At 62.9% G+C, this 3,947-nt stretch carries 4 protein-coding genes and 1 pseudogene; 4 read left to right on the forward strand and 1 reads right to left on the reverse strand.

Annotation, left to right across the window (positions count from 1 at the left end):
• The 4 genes and pseudogenes from VFL62_RS18820 to VFL62_RS18835 form a co-directional block, all read left to right on the forward strand.
• Positions 1-313: pseudogene (locus tag VFL62_RS18820) on the forward strand (hypothetical protein); the annotation flags it as partial.
• 13 nt (positions 314-326) lie between these two features.
• Complete coding sequence (locus tag VFL62_RS18825; protein ID WP_325173891.1) at positions 327-1,127, forward strand: N-acyl homoserine lactonase family protein; 801 nt, start codon at positions 327-329, stop codon at positions 1,125-1,127.
• A 20-nt stretch (positions 1,128-1,147) separates the two neighbouring features.
• Positions 1,148-2,080: an NAD(P)-dependent oxidoreductase gene (locus VFL62_RS18830; protein ID WP_325173892.1), complete on the forward strand. Its 933-nt coding sequence runs from the start codon at positions 1,148-1,150 to the stop codon at positions 2,078-2,080.
• A 42-nt stretch (positions 2,081-2,122) separates the two neighbouring features.
• Positions 2,123-3,172 (forward strand): ABC transporter substrate-binding protein, encoded by a 1,050-nt coding sequence (locus tag VFL62_RS18835; protein ID WP_325173893.1) that lies wholly within the window; start codon positions 2,123-2,125, stop codon positions 3,170-3,172.
• A 21-nt stretch (positions 3,173-3,193) separates the two neighbouring features.
• On the opposite strand, the gene pdxA is transcribed toward VFL62_RS18835, so the two are convergent.
• The coding region (gene pdxA / locus VFL62_RS18840; protein WP_325173894.1) for a 4-hydroxythreonine-4-phosphate dehydrogenase PdxA at positions 3,194-3,947 on the reverse strand (754 nt) is incomplete at its 5' end.

Below are 3,947 nucleotides of genomic sequence, written 5' to 3' on the forward strand. Positions count from 1 at the left end.
CTGTGCCGACGGCATCGTCACGGCGCTGATGGCCCCGCCGTGGAAGGCGGGCGAACAGCGCATCATCAATGTCGCGAGCGGTAATGCGCGCACCGCGAGCGAAGTCGCCAAAATCGTTCGCGACACGATCCCCGGCGCCGACATCGAGATCGGCGACGATTTGACGCCGCTGGAAGAGCAGAACGTCAAGATGCGGACCTCGCTCGACATCGCCGCAGCCAAGCGCCTCTTGAACTGGTCACCGCAATGGCCGCTTGAAAAAGGCATTTCGGAATATGCCGAAACCTTCCGGCGCCATCTCTCCCGCTCCTGAATGAGTTAAAGCCATGTCCGCGCTTCCGAACTACGAACTCTACGCCATCCGCTACGCTACCCGCGCCTCGAAGCGCTCGGAGAATTTCATCGGCGGCGATCCGCACGATGGTCCGATGCCGCTCGATTATTATGTCTGGGCGGCGGTCGGGCCGGACCGCAGCTATGTGATCGACACCGGCTTCACGGCCGAGATCGCCGCCAAACGCAAGCGCGATTACTTGCGCTGCCCGATCGAGTCGCTGAAGCTGATCGGGATCGAGCCGACGAAGGTCGCCGACGTGATCCTCACTCATCTGCACTACGACCATGTCGGCAGCTTCGACAAGCTTCCAGCCGGGAACTTCCACTTGCAAGAAACCGAGCTGCACTACGCCGTCGGCCGCTACATGCGCTACAAAAAGCTGCAGCACTCCTATGAGGTCGAGGATGTCGTCGGCATCGTGCGCGCCAATTATGCCGGTCGCGTCAACTTCTACGAAGGTTCGGCCGAGCTGTCACCGGGGGTGACGATCCATCCCGCGCCCGGCCACTCCGCGGGATTGCAGTTCGTGCGCGTTCATACCAAGCGCGGCTGGGTGGTTCTGGCTTCCGACGTCACGCATTTTTACGAGAATATGGAAGCGCAAAAGCCCTACGTGACGGCCTTCCATATCGGTCAGATGCTTGAAGGCTTCGACAAGCTCAAGGCAGCCGCGCCATCGCCGCAGCACATCGTCCCCGGCCACGATCCGCTGGTGATGAAACGTTACAAGGCACCGCGTCCCGAGCTTGAGGGCATCGTGGTGCGGCTTGACGATCCGCCGAGCGAGTGACCCGATTTGAGGAGTGAACGATGAAGATCGGCTTTGCAGGACTTGGCGCCATGGGCGGCCCGATGGCCGGCCATCTGCTTGATGCAGGCCACACGCTTTATGTGCTGACGCGGCGCCGCGAGTCCGCCGCCGCCGCGATCGCCAAGGGTGCGATCTGGGCCGAGACGCCGAAAACTCTGGCGGCGAATTCGGAGCTCGTTTTCACCATGCTCCCCGGTCCGAGCGAGATCGAAGCGATCATGGCCGGTGAAGACGGGCTGCGGGCCGGCTTCAGGACCGGAACCGCTTACATCGATTGCTCGACCAACTCGCCCGCGCTGGTGCGCCAGCTCTCGGCGGATCTTTCCAAGATCGGGGTCTCGATGCTCGATGCCCCCGTCAGCGGCGGCCCCAAGGGTGCGGCATCTCGAAAGCTGGCGATCTGGGTCAGCGGCGAGCAAGCGACGTATGATTCGTACAAGGCGATTCTCGATCTGCTCGGCGATCAGGTGCGCTATCTCGGCGCCAGCGGCAACGCATCGGTCGCCAAGCTGGTGCACAACTGCGCCAATTACGGCATCCAGATGGTGCTCGCCGAAGCCTTCACCATGGGCGTCAAGGCCGGCGCCGATCCGGTGACGCTGTGGAGCGCGATCCGGCAAGGCTCTTTGGGGCGGCAACGCGCGGTCGACCGCATGGCCGATCAATTCCTGCCGCACGAATTCGACAACCCGGCCTTCGCGCTCGAACTCGCGCACAAGGATGTTTCGCTCGCGACCGCGCTCGGACGCGAAATCGGCGTGCCGATGCGCTTTGCCAACATGACGCTCGCCGAAATGACCGATGCGCTCAACAAGGGTTGGGGCAAACGAGACTCGCGCGCGGCGATGCTGATTCAAGAAGAACGTGCGGGCGTCGACATCCGCGTTCCCCGCAACGTGCTGCAGGATATTTTGAAGAACGAACCGCTTTGAGTTGAAAACGAAAAATCGCGCCGGAAGGCGACGGAGGAAACGATGAAGCATGTCTTGGCGATTTCGGTTCTCGGCCTCGCGGTGCTGACCGCAAACACGACGGCGATGGCCGAAGGCCCGGCGCTGGAGAAGAAAAGCCTCACCATCGCGGTCGGCGGCTCGATCAGCCAGATGAACAAGGTCGCCTATTTCGTGGCGCTCAACCGCAAATATTTCGAACAGGAAGGCCTCACCATCGAATCCAATGCGTTCGCATCGGGCACGGCGGCGCTGCAAAGCATCGTCGGCGGCAGCGCCGATGTCGCCGAAGGCGCCTACGAACACACGCTGCGCATGCAGACCAAGGGCGTCAACATGACGTGCCTGGTGCCTTATGGCCGCTATCCCGGTAATGTGCTGGTGGTGCGCAAATCGGAAGCCGACAAGATCAAGAGCGTAGCCGACCTCAAGGGCAAGAAGATCGGCATTTCCGCGCCCGGCTCCTCGACGCACAATTTCGTCGCCGGCTTGATGGAGCGTGCCGGCGTATCCTGGAAAGACGCCAGCTACGTTTCGATCGGCACCGGGCCCAGCGCCGTCGCCGCGATGAAGACCGGCGGCGAACTCGACGCGCTGGTCAATCTCGATCCGGCCATCAACGCGCTGGTCGAGGGCGGCGATGCGGTGGTGCTCACTGACAGCCGCACCGCGGAAGGCACCCAGCAAGCCTTCGGCGGCGGCTATCTTGCCGATTGCCTGATGGTGAAGAACGACTTTCTCAAAGCCAACCCCAATACCGCGCAGGCCATCACCAACGCCGTCGTCCACGCCATGCAGTGGCTGAAGACGGCATCGATCGACGATATCATGAAGTCGCTGCCGCCCTCTTATTACAAGAGCGATGAGGCGCTCTATCGGCTATCCCTCGAGAAAAACCTGTCCGCGTTCCAGTGGGACGGCCTCGTGACGCCGGCGGCGGCCCAGAACGTGCTGGATTCGATCGCGGTGCTTGATCCCGTGCTCAAGCAGGCCAAGATCGATTTCAGTCTGACCTACGACAACCGGCTGATCGAAACCGCGCTGAAGAAATATCACGCGCCGCTGCAAGAGTAGCCGGCCGATTGGCCCCGCCGTTCAGGCGACGCCCGCCAGCCGCTCCGCATATTCGATCGCCTCGATCATGCTGCGTTCGTTGGCGATGCCCTTGCCGGCGATATCGAAGGCGGTGCCGTGATCGACGGAGGTCCGGATGATCGGCAGGCCGAGCGTGATGTTGACGCCGGAAAGCTCCTGCCACTTGCCTGTCGCCGGATCGACCTCGAAGCCGAGCAGCTTGACCGGGATGTGTCCCTGGTCGTGATACATGGCGACGACCGCGTCGTATTGGCCGGCGCGCAGCTTCACAAAAACCGTATCACCGGGCACCGGTCCCACCACGTCGAGGCCATCGGCGACCGCTTTCGCAATCGTCGGCTGGGACACATCGATATCCTGGCGGCCGAACAAGCCGCCCTCGCCGGCGTGCGGATTGAGGGCGGCGACCGCGATTTTCGGCCGCGCGATGCCGAGGCCGAGCAGCGCCTTGTGCGTGAGGTCGATGACAAGCCGCAGACGCTGCGGCGTCAGCCGTGCAGGAACGTCGGCCAGCGCCACATGGGTCGAGACGTGACTGACGCGCATGTTGCCATGGGCCAGCAACATCACCGAGCCGCGGACGCCGGTGAGCTCGGCCAGCATCTCGGTATGACCGGGATAATGATAGCCGGCCTTGTTCAGCGCCTCCTTGTTGAGCGGCGCGGTGACGATGCCGCCAACGCGCCCCGACAACGACAAGCGCACCCCCCGCTCGACGGCCTTGTAGGCAAAGCGTCCGCCAGCCGAAGACAAC

The sequence above is a fragment of the Bradyrhizobium sp. genome (assembly GCF_035701725.1).
Classification (GTDB): domain Bacteria; phylum Pseudomonadota; class Alphaproteobacteria; order Rhizobiales; family Xanthobacteraceae; genus Bradyrhizobium.

Coding starts and splice junctions, on each gene's coding strand:
- VFL62_RS18825 (WP_325173891.1), top strand. CDS start 327: ATGTCCGCGCTTCCGAACTACGAACTCTACGCCATCCGCTACGCTACC.
- VFL62_RS18835 (WP_325173893.1), top strand. CDS start 2,123: ATGAAGCATGTCTTGGCGATTTCGGTTCTCGGCCTCGCGGTGCTGACC.
- VFL62_RS18830 (WP_325173892.1), top strand. CDS start 1,148: ATGAAGATCGGCTTTGCAGGACTTGGCGCCATGGGCGGCCCGATGGCC.